Source organism: Mesorhizobium sp. M0001 (genome assembly GCF_040324255.1).
In the GTDB taxonomy this organism is placed as follows: domain Bacteria; phylum Pseudomonadota; class Alphaproteobacteria; order Rhizobiales; family Rhizobiaceae; genus Mesorhizobium.
Genome location: NZ_JAMYVS010000003.1, coordinates 367,982 through 385,166, shown reverse-complemented (window position 1 = coordinate 385,166; position 17,185 = coordinate 367,982). Strand labels below are relative to the sequence as shown.

Genomic DNA, 17,185 nt, shown 5'->3' with positions numbered 1-17,185 from the left:
TCCTATTCAGCAGCCACGCGCGCCGGCGCGGGCTTTAAATCTTCGGGGAAATGGGTGATCGAGCTCATCACCGGATAGGGCGTGAAGCCGCCCAGCGCGCAGAGCGATCCGAACTTCATCGTGTTGCAGAGATCGGTGACCAGTGCCAGGTTCTTCTCCGGCTCGATGCCGGCGGCAAGCCGGTCGATGGTCTCCACCCCGCGTATCGAGCCGATGCGGCAGGGCGTGCACTTGCCGCAGCTTTCGATGGCGCAGAACTCCATGGCAAAGCGCGCCTGCTTCAGCATGTCGGCCGTGTCGTCGAACACGGTGATGCCGGCATGGCCGATCAGCCCGTCGCGCTTCGCGAACTCTTCGTAGTCGAACGGCGTGTCGAACAGGCCGCGCGGGAAATAGGCGCCGAGCGGGCCGCCGACCTGCACCGCCTTCACCGGGCGACCTGTGGCCGTACCGCCGCCGATATCGTCGACGATCTCGCCCAGCGTCATGCCGAACGCCGCCTCGAACAGGCCGCCGAACTTGACGTTGCCGGCGATCTGTATCGGGATCGTGCCGCGCGAGCGGCCCATGCCGAAATCCTTGTAGAAGGCAGCACCCTTGTCCATGATGATGGGCACGGAGGCCAGGCTGATGACGTTGTTGATCACCGTCGGCTTGCCGAACAGACCCTGGATTGCCGGCAGCGGTGGCTTGGCTCGCACCACGCCGCGCTTGCCTTCAAGGCTGTTCAGCAGCGAAGTTTCCTCGCCGCAGACATATGCGCCGGCGCCGACGCGGATTTCCATGTCGAAGGCGTTGGGCGAACCCAGCACGCTGACGCCGAGCACGCCTGCCTTGCGGGCGACCTCGACAGCCTTGTTCATGACAGCCACCGCATGCGGATATTCCGAGCGGATATAGACGAACCCCTTGGTCGCGCCGGTGGCGATGCCGGCAATCGTCATGCCTTCGATGAGCACGAAGGGGTCGCCCTCCATAATCATGCGGTCGGCAAAGGTGGCGCTGTCGCCCTCGTCGGCATTGCAGACGATGTATTTGCGGTCAGATGTCGTATCGAGCACCGTCTTCCACTTGATGCCGGTCGGGAAGCCGGCGCCGCCTCGGCCGCGCAAGCCCGATTCCGTGACCTGTTTGACGATGTCGAGCGGCGCCATGGCCACCGCGTTCTGCAGGCCCTTGAGCCCGCCCAGTGACTTGTAGGCATCGAGCGATAGCGGGTCGTTGATGCCGCAACGCGCAAAGGTCAGGCGCGTCTGCTTGGCCAGGAACGGGATTTTGTCGGGCGCGCCCAGCCAGCGCTTGTGATGCCCGCCGGTGAGAAAGCCGCTGTCGAACAGGCTCTTGACGTCCGATGGCTTGACCGGCCCGTAAGCGACGCGGCCCTTTTCGGTCGCGACCTCGACCATCGGTTCGAGGAAATAGGCGCCGCGCGAGCCGTTGCGGACGATCTTGGCCTCGACACCCCGTTCGGCCAGTTCCGCACGAACAGCCTTGGCGACTTTTTCGGCGCCGAGCGCCAGCGCGCCGGAGTCACCTGGAATGTAGATGCGCGGGATCATGAGCGTACCTCCGCGACGATCTCTTCGATCTTCTCGTCATCGAGCCGCCCGATCACCTCACCATCCAGCATCGCCGACGGTGAACAGGCGCACAGCCCGAGGCAATAGACAGGCTCAAGCGTAACCGATCCGTCGCGGGTGGTCTCATGGAAATCGATGCCGAGCAACTGCTTGACCTTTGCGGCGATCGCATCCGAACCCATCGACTGGCAGGCTTCCGCCTGGCAAAGCTTGAGCACATGCCGGCCAGCCGGCCGGGCACGGAAATCATGATAGAAGGTCACGACGCCATGCACTTCGGCCCTCGACAGGTTCAGCCCATCGGCGATGACGGGCACGGCGTCCTGCGGCACGTGGCCAAATTCTTCCTGGATCTCGTGCAGGATCGGCAGCAGGGGGCCTTCGAGGCCCTTCAACTCCTGGATGATCGCCGCCGTGCGCGACTGTATCTCGGTACTTGCAGGCTGCATCGTCACGCAGCGCCCTCCCTATCGTAGCGACCGATGCATATAATCGTCCAAAAGCATGAAGCAGTTTTGGAACAACGACATGCCTACGCCGCTTAATCGCTAAGTGCTTAAGAAATCAGAGAAAACCTCTGAAATCAATAAAGCGGTTTCGTTGCACGATAGAAAATTTCTATCGCGCCGATTGACCAGTTATGACTAGCTCAGCGATTGGCGCGGAAATCGTCTGCCAGCGCCATCGCCTCGTCCAGCAGCGCCTGCACCAGCGGCGTGTGCGGTTCGCGCGGCGCGGCGACCAGCCCGACAGTGTGGCTGGCATCCGGTTCGACGATCGGAATGGCCCGGATCGGTTCGGAAAAACCGAATGTTTCCGCCAGGTTGAGCGGCATGATCGACGACCATTTGCCTGTCCGTATGTGGGAGAACAGCACGATCATCGAGTTGGATTCCAGTGTCGGCCGCACCTGCACGCCGGCCTCGGCCAGATGCTGGTCGATGATGCGGCGGTTCTGCATGTCCGGCGTCAACAAGCAGAGCGGCAGCTGGCTGATTTCGGCCCATGTCACTTTGTCGCGATCCGAATAGGGATTTCCGACCGCCGTGATCAGCTGGTAGCGCTCGTCATAGAGCGGCACGCTGGTCACCCGTCCGAGAGGCTCGTTGTCGAGATAGGTGATGCCGGCATCGACGTCGAAATTGCCGAGCAGCGACAACACCTCGATCGAGGTGCGCGACAGGATAGAGAAGGTGACGCCCGGATGCTTCTCGCGAAATGGCGTCGTAAGCCGCGCCACCATGGCGAGGGCGGTTGGGATGGCGGCAATACGGATACGCCCGGACAGGCCATGTCGCGCCGCCCGCATCTCTTCGCGCATGGTCCTGGAATCGCCGACGATGCGACGCGCCCACACCAGCACCTGCTTGCCTTCCGGCGTCAGCCCCTGAAAGCGCGAACCGCGATTGACCAGCATGACGCCTAGCTGGCCCTCCAGCTGCTTGATCCCGGCCGACAAGGTCGGCTGCGTGACGCCGCACGCTTCCGCCGCCCGGCCGAAATGCTCCTCCTTGGCCAGCGCGATGAAGAATTCGAGCTTGTCGATCATACCATCCGTCCGTTCGTTGCGCGCAAGGTCGGGGAAATTGCCTTTCGCCGCAAGCTCTACCCGCAATTGGCCATGCATCCACATCTTTGGGCCGGCTGGCTGTTTCCCCCGGCCGAACACGGCGCTATGTGGTTGGATGGAATACGAGGAGATCGGACATGCTGGGCTGGTTCCGCAAGCTTTTGCCGCGCGAAGATCGCTTCTTCGACCTCTTTGAACGGCATTCCCGCACCGTGGTCGGCGGCGCCGAGGCGCTGGAGCAGCTCCTGCAGGGCAAGGACATCGATCGTTGGTGCCAGAAGATCATCGATCTCGAGGACGAGGCCGATCATATCACGGCCGAAGTGCTGCTGGCGGTGCGGCGTTCCTTCATCACGCCCTTCGATCGCGGCGACATCAAGGACCTGATCCAGTCGATGGATGACGCCATCGACACGATGCACAAGACCGTCAAGACGGTGAAGCTGTTCGAAAAGAAGGAATTCGACCCGCTGATGCAGGAGATGGGCGGCGTCATCGTTGCCGCCTCCAGGCTGGTTGCCGAAGCAATCCCGCTGCTCAGCAAGGTCGGCACGCACACGGTACGCCTCAACGCCATCGCCGAAGAGGTGATGCGCGTCGAAAGCCGCGCCGACGATCTGCATGAGCAGGGATTGAAGGACCTGTTCAAGCGGCATGGCCGCAGCGATCCGATGGCCTACCTGATCGGCTCGGAGATCTACGGCCAGCTGGAGAAGGTGGTCGACCGCTTTGAGGACGTCGCCAACGAGATCAGCGGCATCGTCATCGAGAACGTTTAGGCAATGGAAGCCACCATCGCCTTTCCCGTGCTGATCGGCCTTGTCGCCGTCGCGCTGTTTTTCGATTTTCTCAACGGCCTGCACGATGCAGCGAACTCCATCGCCACCATCGTCTCCACCCGCGTGCTGAGACCGCAATATGCGGTCCTGTGGGCGGCTTTCTTCAATTTCATCGCCTTCATGTTCTTCGGCCTTCACGTGGCTGAAACTGTGGGAAAAGGTATCGTCGACGTCAGCATCGTCACGCCGGCGGTGATCTTCTCGGCGCTCGTTGGCGCCATCGTCTGGAACATCGTCACCTGGATTGCCGGCATCCCGTCCAGCAGTTCGCATGCCCTGATCGGCGGGCTCGTCGGCGCCGGCGTTGCAAAGGCTGGGCCCGGCGCCATCGTCTGGACCGGGCTTGGCAAGACGGTCGCCGCAATCGTCGTGTCGCCGGCGACAGGGTTTGTTCTGGCGCTGGTCCTGATCCTGGCCGTTTCCTGGCTGTTCGTGCGCCAGACACCGTTCGCCGTCGACAGCACCTTCCGCGTCATGCAGTTCTTTTCGGCCTCGCTTTATTCGCTAGGGCACGGCGGCAACGACGCCCAGAAAACCATGGGCATCATCGCCGTGCTGCTCTATTCGCAAGGTATGCTCGGCGGGACGTTCTACGTGCCGCTGTGGGTCGTCCTCACCTGTCAGACAGCACTGGCGCTCGGCACTTTGTTCGGCGGCTGGCGCATCGTTCACACGATGGGCTCGAAGATCACCCGGCTGAATCCGATGCAGGGCTTCTGCGCCGAGACCGGCGGCGCCATCACCCTGTTTGCCGCCACCTGGCTCGGCGTCCCCGTGTCGACCACCCATACCATCACCGGGGCCATCATCGGTGTCGGCGCCGCCCGCCGCGTCTCGGCCGTGCGCTGGGGCATTGCCGGCAACATCGTCATCGCCTGGATCGTCACCTTGCCGGCCACGGCTGCAATTTCGGCGCTCACCTACCTAGCGGTTGGCCTGGCAGGGTGAGGCGGACACCGGTGGTGCTTGGAGTCGCTGCCAATCTGCACTATCTGAGCCGCAGCCAAACGCCTTAGGGAATAATGCATGTCCGTCACCAAGGAAATCGTCACCGAGCGTCTGAAGACGGTCAACGGGCCGGACTTCACCGGCAACATCGTCGACCTCGGCATGGTTTCGGAGATTTTCATCGCCGATTCGAAAGTGTTTTTCTCGATCACCGTTCCCGCCGCCCGCGCACAGGAGATGGAGCCGCTGCGCGCCGCAGCCGAGCGTGTCGTCAAGGCGATCCCTGGTGTCGCCGGCGCCGTCGTCGCGCTGACGGCGGAGAAGAAGGGCGGCGGCATGGAGGCTCCGGTTGCGTCGCGTCCCGCGCCCAGGCCCGCACCGCCGGCTGCGCCAGGCGGGCCGCGCCCAGCTCCACACACTCCAGCCCCGCACGCCTCGGCCTCGCAAAGCTCGGGCAAGCGCGGCGTGCCCGGAATCGAGGCGATCATCGCGGTGGCGTCCGGCAAGGGGGGCGTCGGCAAGTCGACCACCGCTGTCAACATCGCGCTTGGCCTCGCCGCCAACGGTTTGCGTGTCGGCGTGCTCGATGCCGATATTTATGGCCCGTCCATGCCCAGGCTGCTCAACATCCATGGCCGGCCGCAGACCGTCGACGGCAAGATCCTGAAACCGATGGAGAATTACGGCCTTAAGGTGATGTCGATGGGCTTCCTCGTCGACGAGGAGACGCCGATGATCTGGCGCGGTCCGATGGTGATGTCGGCGCTGACGCAGATGCTGCGCGAGGTCGAATGGGGCCGCCTCGACGTGCTCGTCGTCGACATGCCGCCCGGCACCGGCGACGCCCAGCTGACCATGGCCCAGCAGGTGCCGCTGGCCGGCGCCGTCATCGTCTCGACGCCGCAGGACCTGGCGCTGATCGACGCCCGCAAAGGATTGAATATGTTCAAGAAGGTCGACGTGCCGCTGCTCGGCATCGTCGAGAACATGAGCTATTTCATCGCCCCCGATACCGGCAAGCGCTACGACATCTTTGGCCATGGCGGGGCGCGGCGCGAGGCCGAGCGCCTCGGCGTGACTTTCCTCGGCGAAGTGCCGTTGGAAATGGGCATTCGCGAAAGTTCTGATGAAGGTGCTCCGGTGGTGGCGTCGAAGCCAGACAGCGCCGAGGCGAAGATCTATCGCGGCATTGCTTCGAAGGTCTGGGACCGGGTCAACGAAGAACGCGGCGCGGCCGAAGCGGCGGTGCCGAACATCGTGTTCGAGTAGCTCGGATATCCCTCCCCTCAAGGGGGAGGGGAACCCACCTTCTCGCCAAAGCTTGAAAAGAACTGCAAGGCCAGCTTCTTCGAAGTCGATTCGATGAGCCGGCTGCCGAGTTGGGCGATCTTGCCGCCGACTTCGGCTTTGGCAAAGTATTTGAGGACCGTCGCATCCGGCCCGTCCGCCGTCAGCGTCACGTCGGCGCCACCCTTGGCGAAGCCGGCAATACCGCCCTTGCCCTCGCCCTGGATGGTGTAGGAGTGCGGCGGCTTCAGGTTCTTCAATGTCACCTCGCCGTTGAATGTCGCCTTGATCGGTCCGATCTTCAACACCACCGTCGCCGCCATTTCGGTCGGCGATTTCATCTCCAGGTGCTGGCAGCCGGGAATGGTCGCCTGCAAAACCTTCGGATCGTTCAGCGCGTCCCACACTTTCTGCAGGGGGGCGGCAATGCGTTCCTCGCCTTCGATCACCAAAGCCATCGACACCTCCCGGACAGACTTCGAAGGCCTAACGCACGGTCTGGTCTGTGTCTATCGCACCAAAGTCCGGTTGCGACGGTGCGCCCTCTTGCCTGCTTCCGCGCGTTGCCATATCGATTTGTCTTACAAATACGGAGACCATGATGGCAGGCGCCCCCACCGGAAAGAAGAAATTTCGCTCGCAGGAGTGGTTCGACAATCCCGACAATCCAGGCATGACCGCGCTCTACCTCGAGCGCTACCTGAACTACGGCCTGACGCGGGCCGAGTTGATGTCGGGCAAGCCGCTGATCGGCATCGCCCAGACCGGCTCGGATCTGTCGCCGTGCAACCGCCACCATATCGAACTCGCCAAGCGCGTGCGCGAAGGCATCGTCTCGATGGGCGGCATCCCCTTCGAATTCCCGTGCCATCCGATCCAGGAGACCGGCAAACGCCCGACCGCGGCACTCGACCGCAACCTTGCCTATCTCGGCCTGGTCGAAGTGCTTTACGGCTATCCGCTCGACGGCGTCGTGCTGACCATCGGCTGCGACAAAACCACGCCGGCGCTGCTGATGGCGGCGGCCACCGTCAATATTCCGGCCATAGCACTTTCGGTCGGACCGATGCTCAATGGCTGGCACAAAGGCAAGCGCACGGGATCCGGCACCATCGTCTGGGAATCGCGCCAGCGGCTCTCCGCCGGCGAGATCGACTATGACGAGTTCATGGACATCGTCGCCTCATCGGCGCCGTCGACCGGCTATTGCAACACCATGGGCACCGCCACCACGATGAACTCGCTGGCCGAGGCGCTCGGCATGCAATTGCCGGGCTCGGCTGCCATCCCGGCGCCCTATCGCGAGCGCGGCCAGATCTCCTATGAGACGGGCAAGCGCATCGTCGAGATGGTGCATGAGGATCTGAAGCCGTCCGACATCATGACGCGCAAGGCCTTCGAGAACGCCATTGTCGTCAATTCGGCGATTGGCGGCTCGACCAATGCGCCGATCCACCTCAACGCGATTGCCCGCCATCTCGGCGTGCCGCTCACCAATGACGACTGGCAGACGGTCGGCCTCCATGTGCCGCTCATCGTCAATCTGCAGCCATCGGGCGAATATCTCGGCGAGGACTATCATCATGCCGGCGGTGTGCCGGCTGTGGTTGCCGAACTGATGAAGGCCAAGCTGCTGCCCTATCCCGAAGCCATGACCGTCAACGGGAAATCGATCGGCGACAATTGCAAGGGGGTCGCCAACGAGAATACCGATGTCATCCGCACTGTTGCCGAGCCGCTGAAGGCCAATGCCGGCTTCATCAATCTCAGCGGCAATCTGTTCGATTCCGCCATCATGAAGATGAGCGGCATCTCGCCGGAATTCCGCGAACGCTATCTCTCCAACCCGAACGACCCGGAAGCCTTCGAAGGCAACGCCATGGTCTTTGACGGGCCGGAGGACTACCACGCCCGCATCGACGATCCGGCGCAAGGCATCGACGAGCACACCATCCTGTTCATGCGCGGCGCCGGCCCGATCGGCTATCCCGGCGGCGCCGAGGTGGTCAACATGCAGCCGCCCGCTTATCTCATCAAGAAGGGCATTCACGCGCTGGCCTGCATCGGCGATGGCCGCCAGTCGGGCACATCGGGCTCGCCCTCTATCCTCAACGCCTCGCCGGAAGCCGCCATTGGCGGCGGCCTGGCGCTGCTCAAGACCGGCGACCGTGTGCGCATCGATTTACGGAAAGGCACTGCCAACATCCTCGTCACCGACGAGGAAATCACGCGCCGCCGTGCCGAACTGCAGGTCGATGGCGGCTATCATTATCCCAAGCATCAGACGCCATGGCAGGAGATCCAGCGCTCCATGGTCGACCAGTTCTCGGAGGGCATGGTGCTGAAGCCGGCGGTGAAATACCAGGACGTCGCGCACACCAGCGGCGTGCCGAGGGACAACCACTGAGCACCCGCTTGATATGAAAATGCCGGCCTGATCGGGCCGGCATGAAAGCCTTGGCGTAAGCTTGTTTGGATGGCGGCCTCAGGGTGGAGGCGGGCCGGACGAAGCGGCGATGGCTGTGATGCCGGAGAGTCGTCCTGCCTTGCGGATGACTGGTGTGTGATACTGTTTCTTCATAGGACCCGTTGCCCGTTTTAGATCACTGCTCGCACGCCAACTGATCCCACCTGTCAGTATGACATTGCAGTCCTCGTCAGTTTCGGGTTTTTTGACACGAAATCAAGAGGGGTCCAGAGCGTCGTCCATGATGATGGTTTTCCGCCACGGGCGTATCCTTGCCGCCTAGCCCGATCGACATTGCCCCGGTCGACATTGCTATTGTCGGCGCGGGCATGGCCGGTCTCTTCCTGGCGTGGCGCTTGTCCCAAAGTGAAAAGCCCGCAAGGATCGCAGTTTTCGAATCCGCCGGTCGCGTCGGCGGTCGGGCCTCCACGGTCTCATTTCCCGGAGAGCCGAACTTCGGCATCGATCTCGGCGCGATGATGCTGATGCCACAACATCGGCTGCTCAAAAAACTCATGGCGACGCTGGATGTAAAGCTGTCGGGTATGGACGTCGTCACCGGCGCCAACCGGCTCCATCTGCGCGGTAGGAGCCTGCCCTACGCCGCTATATCGCGCTTTGCGCCGCGCCGCCTGTTTGCCTATGACGTGACGCGTCGGCTGCAGGAAAAAGGCCCGTCCCGCCTGCTGCGAAAGGCGGCAGCACTGATCCTGCCGGGTTCGGAGGCCTTCGGCAGCGCCGAATGGAACGGCGCCGCAGGCTTCGTTTATCGCGGCCGCAAGCTGGCGGATTGGGCGACTTGGGATGTGCTGGCGACGGTCTTGACCCCGGAGGAAATGGCTTTTGCCGAGGACGCGGTGGGCTATTCGTTGCTCCTGCGCGGACCCAACGCCGCCGAGACGTTCAGGCTTGCGCTCGGCGAGCTGAGCGGCGGCCGCTCCTATTGTTCCCCCGATGGTGGGTTCCAGCCGGTTGCGGAGCGAATGGCCGGGCGGATCGCTGTCAGCGGCGGCGCCGTCCATCTCGATCACACCGTGACCGCCATCGCCCGCTCGGCGCAAGGGATGGTCTTGTCTGTCGAGGGGCAGGGCGGGACGGTCGAGGCGCGCAAGGTCGTGCTGGCGTTACCGGTCCGCCCCCTGCGGACCCTGCTGGAAAAGTCCGGCATCGAGCAGCCCAGCGATCTGCCGGCACCGGAACCCTGGCCGATGCTCACGCTGGCCGCCTGCTATGCCAGCCCATGGTGGGCTCGAAACGGCATCGCGGCCGGCCACAGCGTGACCGATCTGCCGGCTCGCCAGATATGGCAGTTCACAAAAGCGGACGCGCGCGACGCGACGATTCGGCGGAGCGTCGCCATGGCCTATTGCGATGGCAGGCACATGGTATTCTGGCGCTCACTGCTGCCTGAGCTCGCTCGGCGCCACGGTTTTGCGGTTTTGGCCGAGGGACATTCCGCGCTGGAGGCCTTTCACGGCCAGATGGTCGAAGTCCATGGCAAACACGGCGCCATCTCGAAACCCATCGGCGGGTTTGCGCAGGATTGGGGTGCGCCGGCCTATGGCGGCGCGTCGCATGTCTGGGACCGTGGCATAGATATCTCCGGTATAAAACTGGCGAGCCATACGCTTGCTCCGGGCATTCATGTCTGTGGCGAAGCGTGGTCCAACAATCACGGCTGGATCGAGGGCGCGCTGGAAAGTGCGGAAGACCTGTTGCAGCGGGAATTCGGGCTCGACGCCTGGCTTGCCTGAGACTCCGCAAGGGCGATGAAAAACGATCCTACATTCCCATATGAGTGGTCGGCTATCGGACGGAAAGTATCAACGTGACTAAACGGCGCTCTTCAATCGGTTTCCTCGGCATGTTCGGTCGCTCCGGCGATTTGCGGGAACTCGACACCGCGCTGCGCGGCGCCGATCTGCATCCGGCGCTTGTCCCTGAGGGGGTAAAGCTCACCATCGTCAATTTGATGAAGGATCATTGGCCGGACGAGCCGCCGCCCGACGCCTACCGGTCCGTGGCGCAGCTGTTTGGCTATTGCATCGCGGGCCCACAAACCTTCGAGCAGGCCAATGGGCCGGAGCGGCGGCTGGACGCTGAGCGCCGCATCGAGGCTGCGCTTGAAACCGGCGACAGCCTGGATGCCCAGATCGTGTTGATGGCGCTGCATGGCAAGCTGATTAGCGCCGAAGTGGTCGAGCGCTTTGGGTTAAGTGCGGACTGACCTACGTAAGGTGAAGCTTACCCGCCCATGCCGCTGCGTGGCAGCTTGATCATCTCGCCGAAGCGGGCGCGCAATTTGTCGTCGAGCAGCTTCGGCACATGGCGCGGGAAGCGCTCGGCAAGCACGCGCTTCTTTTCGATGATCGCCCGCTGCAAGATGTCGGGCCGGCCCTTCTCGTTCCATTCCTTGGGCGAAAAGCGGTCGCCGACGGCCGGATAAAAATACTCGGTCTGCATCAGGCGCAGCGTCTGCTCGTTGCCGAGATAGTGGCCCGGGCCATTCATGCAGACTCCGGTGATGGTGTCGATCGACAGCGCTTCGTCGGTCACTTCGATGCCCCGCACGCAGCGCAGGCAGTGGCCCAGCATGTCATTGTCTATGATCAGGCTCTCCAGGCAAAAGCCGAGCAGCGAGGCATGCATACCGGCCGATTCATAGACCAGATTGAGGCCGGCAAGGCCGGCCATCACGTCGGTGATGCCCTTTTCATAGCCGGACTGGATGTCGGGCAGTTTCGAATCCGTCATGCCGGCGGCCGAACCGCCCGGCAGATCGTAGAACTGCGCCATCTGCGCACAGGCCGAAGTCAACACTGCCTGCTCGGCCGAGCCGCCCGACATGGCGCCGGTCCTGAGGTCGGAGACGAACGGCCAGGTGCCGAAGATCGCCGGATGCCCGGGCTTGATGGCGTTGACGTAGATGAGGCCGACAAGCACTTCGGCCACCGCTTGCACCACAGCGCCGGCAATCGCCGCGGGAGCGGTGGCGCCGGCCTGGCCGGCCGATAAAAGCAGGATCGGGATGCCGCCGTCGACACAGGCTTCGAGCACGCCGCAGGCGTCCTCGGCAAACTTCATCGGCGGCACGACGAAGCAATTGGAGTTCGACACGAACGGCCGGGCGCGGAAATTCTCCTCGCCGCCGGCGATCGCATAAAGCATTTCCAGCGCCGGCTGCACGTTCTCGCGCACCGTGAACGAGGTGCCGACATGCTTCGACGTCCCCATCACGCAGGCATAGAGCGTGTTGAAGTCCATTTCGAGCGGATCGGGAATGTCGCGCGGCACCATGGGCCGCTGGAAGAAATGGATGTTGTCGAGCCCTTCGACGAGGCGGGCGGCGTCGTAAATGTCCTGCACCAGCGACTCGCGGTATTCGCGCTTTTCGACATCGACCAGATGCACCGCCGCACCCGCCGTGCCGTAATGCACGCGCTTGCCCTGGATCAGCATGTCATGCCTGGGGTCCTGGCCGTGCAGCGTAAAATTCCGCGCGGCTCGTCTGATCGTGTCCATCACAAGCCCGCGTGGGAAGCGGACGCGGCCGTCATCGCCATAGACGGCGCCGACCCCGGTCAGCGCCTCGATGCAGGAGGGAATGGCATTGGCGAAGCCGACGGTCTCCAGCAGCGTCAGCACCGCTTCATGGATGCGCTCCTGGTCGTTCTGGTTGAGCGGCCCGTAGCTGCCGCCTTCGAGGCCGGCGCGCACCGGCCGGATATCGTCGGCAAGCGGTGCGGCGCGCATGGCGCGGCGCGCTTCGCGCCCGCCGGATCGTCGCGAACGCTGGTCGGCTGATGTATCTTTAGGAGCCGCATCCTTAAGAGCCGCATCCTGCTGCTCAACAGCCACTGACATGGGGGGCACTCCACCTTTAGCTTGCGAAACACGGCGCGGTGATTGGTCCACCGTCGGCTTGCTTCGTCCCTCTGTCAGCCGACTATGCCGTTGCCATTGGCCCAGCCTATGGGCCAGTCAACGCAGCCGAGTATGCCAGAGAGCTAATGCAGAATGTTGGTGATCATGCCAAGGGCCGGGGCTGTTCAAAGCTCCGGCACAGGCAAATCAGGCTGCCGCGGGCCTGCGTCCGGCCGCAGTCGCGAGCTCGCGAATACCCGGCTCGATGTGCTGCAGCGCGATCGAGGAAATGCCCAAGCGCATGAAACGCGAGGGCTTTTCGGTGCGATCGAAGAAGCGGTCGCCCGGCTCGATGATGACGCTGCGCGACGCCGCGGCCTCGGCCAGTCCACGTGAATCGGTGCCGCGCGGGCCTTCCAGCCAGAGCGATGTGCCGCCGGCCGAATCGGTCGAGCGCCATTCCGGCAGGAATGCGGAAATCGCATGGACCAGACGCTTGCGCCGCTCATCGAAGGCCGACGACAGCCGCCGCACCAGGGCCTCGTGATGGCCGAGCGACAGGAACAGCGCGACCGCGCGCTGGTTGTTGGCCGGCGGGTGCCTGAGCATGAAGCGGCGCAGCGCCCTGAGCTCGGAGATTAGTCCAGCCGAAGCGACGATGTAGCCAAGCCGCAGGCCCGGAGCCAGCGTCTTCGACATCGAGCCGACATAGACGACGCGACCCGAGCGATCGAGGCTCTTCAGCGCCTGCTGCGGCGCCTCGTCGAGAAGCTGGCTGTCATAGCCGTCCTCGATGATGATCTGGTTGTGGCGGTTGGCGCGCGCCAGAAGGTCCTGCCGCCGCTCTGCCGACAGCGGCACCATGGTCGGGCAATGGTGGCTGGGGGTGACGAAGACAAAGCCGGAATCGTTGGGGATGGACGAGGTGACGATGCCGGACTGATCGACCGGAACCGGCTGGATTTCGGCGCCTGCCAGGCGGAAGATCGAGCGCGCGTCGGGGTATCCCGGGTCTTCCATCGCGACCTTGGAGCCCTTTGTCATCAGCAGTGTCGCCAGCATATAGAGCGCGTTCTGGGCGCCGAGCGTGACGATGATCTCGTCCGGATTGGCGAAGATGCCGCGCCGCGGCAACAGCCGCGCCTGGATCTGCTCGATCAAGAGCGGATCGTCGCGGTCGACCATGTCCGAGGCCCAGTTGCGGATCTCAAGCACGGCCAGCGCCATGCGGTTGCACTCACGCCATTCGGCGGTCGGGAACAATGCCGGGTCGAACTGGCCGTAGACGAAGGGGTAGGACGACTTGATCCAGTTGTCGTGCTTGGCCGGCGGCGGCATGTCGCTGGCAGCGATCTGCCGGCGTGCCTTCCAGTCGATCTCGTTTTGCTGGTCCGGCGCCTTCTGGTGCGGCTTGGCGGGGGTGGCCAGCACATCCGGATTGACGAAATGGCCGCGCCGTTCGCGCGCCACCAGGAAACCTTGGTCGACCAATTGCTGGAACGCCAGCACCACAGTGCCGCGCGCGACGCCGAGTTTTTCAGCCAGGATGCGGCAGGACGGAAGCGGCATCGAAGCGGCGATCTGCCGGTCGAGAATGGCGGCGACGATCGCCTGACGGATCTGCGCCTGCAGGGTCTGGCCCGATTCCGCCGAAATCCGGAACAGGCCGGACCATATGGCCGTGTCGTTACGCTGTGGCATGGAAGGTGTTCCTCGATGGCCAGTCTTTTTTGCTTGGCTGGACCAGCGGAAGGTAACCGTGGCACAAGGGGTTGCGCCAATCAATTTTTCTGATCGCTGGGATTTATGCCAGTGATCTATGCGCGACGCGCAGCGTCGTCGCATCCCCGGGTGACGCTTGCGTCATCCCGCAGCGCGGACGCCCGCGCGATGCGAAGCGTCGTCGCGCCTCACTATCCCCAGCGCGACGCGCAGCGTCGTCGCTACTCCCATCACATCCTCCAGCGCGACGCGCAGCGTCGTAGCTCCATCACATCGCATTATGCTGCACTGCGTCATCCCCACGCATTGAAACATGCGGAATTCGGCTCGATAACATCACCCCGACGACACGCGCCGGAAACATCCGGTCTGATAAGATGTCGTGAAAAACGATCAGGAGCCGGCAGTGGATCATTCCTCCTTCGACAAACAGCTTGTCGCCTTGCGTGCTGCGCGCTCGGCTGCATCGGGCACGATGCGCGAGGCTTTTGCCGCGGACCCCAAGCGCTTCGAGACATTTTCGGCCAGCGATGGAGACCTTTTTCTCGATTGGTCGAAATGCGCGGTCGACCAGGGCACGATGGAACTGCTCGAGAAGCTCGCCGCCGCCGCCGATCTCGAAGGGCGCCGTGCCGCAATGTTTTCCGGCATGAAGATCAACATCACCGAGGACCGCGCCGTGCTGCACACGGCGCTGCGCAACCTCTCGGGCAAGGGCGTCACCGTCGACGGCCAGGACGTCAAGGCGGATGTGCTGTCCGTGCTCGACGCCATGGGCGCTTTCGCCGATGCCATTCGCTCCGGCAAGGCCGCCGGCGCCACCGGCAAGAAAATCACCGACATCGTCAACATCGGCATTGGCGGCTCCGATCTCGGCCCGGCCATGGCGACGCTGGCGCTGGCGCCCTATCACGACGGCCCGCGCGCGCACTACGTCTCCAACATCGACGGCGCCCATATCCACGACACGCTGAAGGGCCTGTCGGCCGAAACCACCCTGTTCATCATCGCCTCGAAGACCTTCACCACGGTCGAGACGATGATCAATGCCGAGACGGCGCGCAAATGGGTGCAGAAGGCGCTCGGCAAGGAAGCTGTCGGCAAGCATTTCGCCGCCGTCTCGACCGCGCTCGACCTGGTTTCCAAGTTCGGCATCGAAGCGGATCGCGTGTTCGGCTTCTGGGACTGGGTCGGCGGCCGCTATTCGCTGTGGGGCGCCATCGGCCTGCCGGTGATGATCGCCATCGGCCCGCGCAATTTCCGCGCCTTCCTGGGCGGCGCGCATGAGATGGACGAGCACTTCCGCACCGCACCCCTGCAGAAGAACCTGCCTGCGCTGCTTGGGCTGGTCGGCTGGTGGCATCGCGTGATCTGCGGTTATCCGGCGCGTGCCGTCATCCCCTATGACCAGCGACTGTCCAGGTTGCCGGCCTATCTACAGCAGCTCGACATGGAATCGAACGGCAAGGGCGTCACCCTCGACGGCACGCCGGTGACGACGCCGACCGGACCGCTGGTCTGGGGCGAGCCCGGCACCAATGGCCAGCACGCCTTCTTCCAGCTGCTGCACCAGGGCACCGATTTCATCCCGGTCGAGTTCCTTGCCGCTGCCGTCGGCCATGAGCCTGATCTCAAGCACCAGCACGATCTACTGCTTGCCAATTGCCTGGCCCAATCGGAAGCGTTGATGAAGGGCCGCACGCTGGACGAGGCGCGCGCGCAGATGCTGGCCAAGGGCATGAAGCCGGCCGATGTCGACAGAATAGCCCCGCACCGCGTCTTCTCCGGCAACCGCCCATCGGTGACGATCCTCTACCGCAAGCTCGACCCGCGCACCTTCGGCCGGCTGATCGCGCTTTACGAGCACCGCGTCTTCGTCGAAGGCACTCTGTTCAACATCAATTCCTTCGACCAATGGGGCGTCGAGCTCGGCAAGGAGCTGGCGACCGGCCTGTTGCCAGTCGTGGAAGGCAAGGAGAGCGCCGACAAGCGCGACGCATCGACCGCCGGGCTGGTGGCGCGCATCCAGCAACTGCGGGGGGCTCAATGAAAAATCCGGCCGACATCAAGGGCATCTTGTTCGACAAGGACGGCACGCTTGTCGATTTCAACGCGACCTGGCTCGGCATCGCCGATTTCATGGCCATGGATGCCGCCGAGGGCGATCGCTGGAAAGCCGACAGGCTGCTTTCAGCGGCGGGCTTCGATTTTGTCGCCAAGCGCTTCAAGCCGGATTCCATCTTCGCCTCGGGCACCAATATGGATGTCGTCGAACTGTGGTTCCCGCGCCTGTCCGACGAGGACCAGATGCTGGCCGTCGCCCGCTTCAACGAGATCACCTCGGTGCAAGGCTCGTCGATGGCGGTGGCCTTGCCCGGCGTCGTCGCGGCGCTGACGGCTCTGCACAAGCGTGCCTACCGGCTCGGCGTCGCCACCAACGATTCGACCGCCGGTGCCGAAAAGACCATGGTCACGCTCGGCGTCGCCCAGCTGTTCACCGCCGCCTATGGCTATGACGCGGTCGCCAATCCGAAACCGGCGCCGGACACGATCGTCGCCTTTTGCGACCTGACCGGGCTGAGGCCGTCAGAGATCGCCATGGTCGGCGACAACCGCCACGACCTGGAGATGGCGCGTGCCGGCGGCTGCGGCCAGGCGGTCGGCGTGCTCTCCGGCACCGGCACGCGTGAATCGCTGTCCTCGATCGCCGATGTCGTTCTCGATTCTGTTGCCGACCTGCCGGACTTTCTGTCGGCGCGGGTCAAGGAGGCGATCTGACGGGGGAAGTTAGGGCAAGGCGAAAGTCAGCTGGGCTTTCCCGCCAATGGCCGAGATTGGTGGAAAGCGGAACGGCCGATTTCGGATTGGTTAAAGAAGAAGCAGTCTTCAGTAGCTCAACGCTTTCCCG

At 63.5% G+C, this 17,185-nt stretch carries 14 protein-coding genes; 8 read left to right on the top strand and 6 right to left on the bottom strand.

The features are described 5' to 3' along the window. Window positions 1-2: 2 nt before the first annotated feature. From NKK50_RS11770 to NKK50_RS11760, 3 genes are all read right to left on the bottom strand, one after another. A complete protein-coding gene (locus tag NKK50_RS11770) occupies window positions 3-1,559 on the bottom strand; it encodes a formate dehydrogenase beta subunit (protein ID WP_352543459.1) in 1,557 nt (518 codons plus the stop codon). Continuing rightward, complete coding sequence (locus NKK50_RS11765; protein ID WP_023738147.1) at window positions 1,556-2,035, bottom strand: formate dehydrogenase subunit gamma; 480 nt, start codon at window positions 2,033-2,035, stop codon at window positions 1,556-1,558. Before NKK50_RS11765 ends, NKK50_RS11770 begins: the two co-directional genes overlap by 4 nt. Window positions 2,036-2,229: 194 nt before the next feature. Continuing rightward, on the bottom strand, window positions 2,230-3,129 hold the full coding sequence (locus NKK50_RS11760) for a LysR family transcriptional regulator (RefSeq protein ID WP_023688790.1): 900 nt from the start codon (window positions 3,127-3,129) through the stop codon (window positions 2,230-2,232). Between the two features lie 158 nt (window positions 3,130-3,287). Between NKK50_RS11760 and NKK50_RS11755 the strand changes: the two genes are divergently transcribed. The 3 genes from NKK50_RS11755 to NKK50_RS11745 all read left to right on the top strand — a co-directional run bounded on the left by NKK50_RS11755 (window position 3,288) and on the right by NKK50_RS11745 (window position 6,206). Beyond that, a complete protein-coding gene (locus NKK50_RS11755; protein WP_352543458.1) occupies window positions 3,288-3,929 on the top strand; it encodes a DUF47 family protein in 642 nt (213 codons plus the stop codon). 3 nt (window positions 3,930-3,932) lie between these two features. Then, a complete protein-coding gene (locus tag NKK50_RS11750; protein WP_023703518.1) occupies window positions 3,933-4,937 on the top strand; it encodes an inorganic phosphate transporter in 1,005 nt (334 codons plus the stop codon). A gap of 78 nt (window positions 4,938-5,015) precedes the next feature. Beyond that, the gene (locus NKK50_RS11745) at window positions 5,016-6,206 is read left to right on the top strand and encodes an Mrp/NBP35 family ATP-binding protein (protein ID WP_023703517.1); all 1,191 of its coding nucleotides are present in this window, start codon (window positions 5,016-5,018) and stop codon (window positions 6,204-6,206) included. A gap of 17 nt (window positions 6,207-6,223) precedes the next feature. Here the strand turns inward: NKK50_RS11745 and NKK50_RS11740 are convergent, their stop codons facing one another. Further along, a complete protein-coding gene (locus NKK50_RS11740) occupies window positions 6,224-6,682 on the bottom strand; it encodes an SRPBCC family protein (RefSeq protein WP_023712599.1) in 459 nt (152 codons plus the stop codon). Between the two features lie 143 nt (window positions 6,683-6,825). Here NKK50_RS11740 and NKK50_RS11735 point away from each other — a divergent pair, with 143 nt between their 5' ends. The 3 genes from NKK50_RS11735 (at window position 6,826) to NKK50_RS11725 (ending at window position 10,918) form a co-directional block, all read left to right on the top strand. After that, window positions 6,826-8,631: an IlvD/Edd family dehydratase gene (locus tag NKK50_RS11735; protein WP_027049317.1), complete on the top strand. Its 1,806-nt coding sequence runs from the start codon at window positions 6,826-6,828 to the stop codon at window positions 8,629-8,631. 332 nt (window positions 8,632-8,963) lie between these two features. Further along, the gene (locus NKK50_RS11730; RefSeq protein ID WP_023682062.1) at window positions 8,964-10,445 is read left to right on the top strand and encodes a flavin monoamine oxidase family protein; all 1,482 of its coding nucleotides are present in this window, start codon (window positions 8,964-8,966) and stop codon (window positions 10,443-10,445) included. 74 nt (window positions 10,446-10,519) lie between these two features. Further along, window positions 10,520-10,918, top strand: coding sequence for a hypothetical protein (locus NKK50_RS11725; RefSeq protein WP_023826842.1), 399 nt, complete (start codon window positions 10,520-10,522; stop codon window positions 10,916-10,918). Window positions 10,919-10,935: 17 nt separating this feature from the next. On the opposite strand, the gene NKK50_RS11720 is transcribed toward NKK50_RS11725, so the two are convergent. Next, window positions 10,936-12,555 carry a trimethylamine methyltransferase family protein gene (locus NKK50_RS11720; RefSeq protein ID WP_352543457.1) on the bottom strand — a complete coding sequence of 540 codons (1,620 nt, stop codon included), beginning with the start codon at window positions 12,553-12,555 and terminating at the stop codon, window positions 10,936-10,938. Between the two features lie 207 nt (window positions 12,556-12,762). Then, entirely contained in the window at window positions 12,763-14,256 is a 1,494-nt protein-coding gene (gene pdxR, locus NKK50_RS11715; protein WP_023669484.1) for a MocR-like pyridoxine biosynthesis transcription factor PdxR, read from the bottom strand. A gap of 427 nt (window positions 14,257-14,683) precedes the next feature. Between pdxR and pgi the strand changes: the two genes are divergently transcribed. Both pgi and NKK50_RS11705 read left to right on the top strand, forming a co-directional pair. Then, window positions 14,684-16,327: a glucose-6-phosphate isomerase gene (gene pgi, locus NKK50_RS11710; protein ID WP_502896554.1), complete on the top strand. Its 1,644-nt coding sequence runs from the start codon at window positions 14,684-14,686 to the stop codon at window positions 16,325-16,327. Further along, window positions 16,324-17,055, top strand: a complete 732-nt coding sequence (locus NKK50_RS11705) for an HAD family hydrolase (RefSeq protein ID WP_023816160.1) — start codon at window positions 16,324-16,326, stop codon at window positions 17,053-17,055. Before pgi ends, NKK50_RS11705 begins: the two co-directional genes overlap by 4 nt. Window positions 17,056-17,185: the final 130 nt, after the last annotated feature.

Coding starts and splice junctions, on each gene's coding strand:
- NKK50_RS11720 (WP_352543457.1), bottom strand. CDS start 12,555: ATGTCAGTGGCTGTTGAGCAGCAGGATGCGGCTCTTAAGGATGCGGCT.
- pdxR (WP_023669484.1), bottom strand. CDS start 14,256: ATGCCACAGCGTAACGACACGGCCATATGGTCCGGCCTGTTCCGGATT.
- NKK50_RS11755 (WP_352543458.1), top strand. CDS start 3,288: ATGCTGGGCTGGTTCCGCAAGCTTTTGCCGCGCGAAGATCGCTTCTTC.
- NKK50_RS11735 (WP_027049317.1), top strand. CDS start 6,826: ATGGCAGGCGCCCCCACCGGAAAGAAGAAATTTCGCTCGCAGGAGTGG.
- NKK50_RS11770 (WP_352543459.1), bottom strand. CDS start 1,559: ATGATCCCGCGCATCTACATTCCAGGTGACTCCGGCGCGCTGGCGCTC.
- NKK50_RS11740 (WP_023712599.1), bottom strand. CDS start 6,682: ATGGCTTTGGTGATCGAAGGCGAGGAACGCATTGCCGCCCCCCTGCAG.
- NKK50_RS11705 (WP_023816160.1), top strand. CDS start 16,324: ATGAAAAATCCGGCCGACATCAAGGGCATCTTGTTCGACAAGGACGGC.
- NKK50_RS11745 (WP_023703517.1), top strand. CDS start 5,016: ATGTCCGTCACCAAGGAAATCGTCACCGAGCGTCTGAAGACGGTCAAC.
- NKK50_RS11750 (WP_023703518.1), top strand. CDS start 3,933: ATGGAAGCCACCATCGCCTTTCCCGTGCTGATCGGCCTTGTCGCCGTC.
- NKK50_RS11760 (WP_023688790.1), bottom strand. CDS start 3,129: ATGATCGACAAGCTCGAATTCTTCATCGCGCTGGCCAAGGAGGAGCAT.